Origin of the sequence: Nocardioides aequoreus, from assembly GCF_000720335.1 — a bacterium.
Classification (GTDB): Bacteria; Actinomycetota; Actinomycetes; order Propionibacteriales; family Nocardioidaceae; genus Marmoricola; species Marmoricola aequoreus.
Genome location: NZ_JOJN01000029.1, coordinates 1 through 1,129, shown reverse-complemented (window position 1 = coordinate 1,129; position 1,129 = coordinate 1). Strand labels below are relative to the sequence as shown.

General features: G+C 67.0%; 1 protein-coding gene. It reads left to right on the top strand.

Annotated features, from left to right (window positions below; translation table 11 throughout):
• Positions 1 to 123: 123 nt before the first annotated feature.
• A partial coding sequence (locus tag IG63_RS0120185) for an IS481 family transposase (RefSeq protein WP_036196363.1) occupies positions 124 to 1,129 on the top strand: 1,006 nt, incomplete at its 3' end.

The following is a 1,129-nucleotide window of genomic DNA, read 5'->3' as shown; positions in this document are numbered from 1 at the left end:
TGTGATGCCCAGGCACGTTGGTCGAGTTCGTGTGACGTGACGATCTGAGGGCTGTAGACGGGTGAAGACCTCCCGATGTGAAGTGGAGCTGTTGAGAAACCGCTTCACGACCAGGAGGTCTTCGTGTCCCACGCTACCCACACCAACGCAGCTTTGACCCCTCGTGCCCGGCTCAAGCTGGCCAGGCTCATCGTCGATGAGGATTGGAAGGTCGCTCGCGCGGCGGAGCGCTACGACGTCTCGTGGCGCACCGCGAAGAAGTGGGCCGACCGCTACGACGCCGAGGGAGAGGCGGGCATGATCGACCGCTCCTCAGCGCCGCGGCACCAGCCGCACCGCACCCCGACCCCGGTGGTGCGCAAGATCGTGCACCTGCGCTGGAAGCAGCGCCTGGGCCCGGTCGAGATCGGTGACCGGCTCGGGGTGCCGGCCTCCACGGTGCACGCGGTGTTGGTGCGGTGCCGGCTCAACCGGCTCACCCACCTCGACCGCGCCACCGGTGAGCCGATCCGCCGTTATGAACACCCGCGCCCGGGCGACTTGATCCACGTCGACGTCAAGAAGCTGGGCCGGGTCCCTGATGGTGGTGGCTGGCGCTACGTGGGACGACAGCAAGGCGGCAAGAACCGCACCGCGACGGTGCTGCGAACCGGTGCACCCAAGAGCAAGTACCGCCAGCCGCTGGTGGGGACCTGCTACCTGCACACCGTGATCGATGACCACTCCCGGGTCGCCTACGTCGAGGCCCACCACGACGAGACCAAGGAAACCGCCGCGCTGGTGCTCTGCAACGCGGTGGCCTGGTTCGCCGAACGCGGTGTCACCGTCCAGCGGGTGCTCTCCGACAACGGTGGCGCCTACCGCTCCTACCTGTGGCGCGACACCTGCGCCGAGCTGGGCATCACCGCCAAGCGGACCCGGCCCTACCGGCCCCAGACCAACGGCAAGATCGAGCGGTTCCACCGCACCCTGGTCGAGGGCTGGGCGTTCAAGAAGTTCTACAACTCCGAAGCAGCCCGACTCGCTGCTCTGCCAGCATGGATCCACCAGTACAACCACCACCGGCCCCACTCAGCCATCGGGAAGGCCGCACCCATCAGCAGGTTGAACAACCTGGCTGGACATCACA